Source organism: Glycomyces mayteni (assembly GCF_042428885.1).
GTDB lineage: Bacteria > Actinomycetota > Actinomycetes > Mycobacteriales > Micromonosporaceae > Glycomyces > Glycomyces mayteni.
In genome coordinates, this window is sequence record NZ_JBHMBP010000020.1 from 1 (window position 1) to 639 (window position 639).

Annotated in this window: 1 pseudogene; it reads left to right on the forward strand. The window is 48.7% G+C overall.

Annotation, left to right across the window (positions count from 1 at the left end):
* Positions 1-406: 406 nt before the first annotated feature.
* Positions 407-639, forward strand: a pseudogene (locus ACFFXY_RS25345) (colicin-like bacteriocin tRNase domain-containing protein); the annotation flags it as partial.

Sequence of the window (639 nt, forward strand, 5' to 3'; positions counted from 1 at the left end):
AGGCCCATGGCCAGTGCCTGAGCGACAAAGGCGTCCGCCAGGCGCTTTTCTTCAGCGGGAGTCAGTTTCAGGTGCGTCATAGTGGCCTCCGGGCGTCTCAGGTTTCCCGAACAGTTTAACCGCAGGTCCTCTCCTCATGCCAGTTAGCTTTCAGATGTGTCTATACCATCTGAAATGTAAGTGTGATGAATGTCTTAAATAATAAAATTTGTTGCCATGAGAAATTTTCGGGAAAAGACGCGATCTGCTTACAGGTGGCTCCGGGCGCTTTTTTGTGCCTGAAGATGAGAACTAATCTCATATATTGACACCTGAAAACGGGAGGAGTAAGGTAATAATTATACTGTGTATATGTACAGTATGTTGGCTTTAATTTATTGTTTTAAATGTCAAAGAGGAAAACGGTATGAGTGGTGGAGACGGTCGAGGTCCGGGTAATTCAGGTCTGGGACATAATGGTGGTCAGGCCAGTGGGAATGTGAACGGTACGTCTGGTAAAGGTGGCCCTTCATCAGGTGGTGGTACGGATCCAAACAGCGGGCCGGGCTGGGGTACGACGCATACGCCGAATGGAGATATTCATAACTATAATCCGGGGGAGTTTGGTAACGGCGGGAGTAAACCCGGTGGTAATGGTGG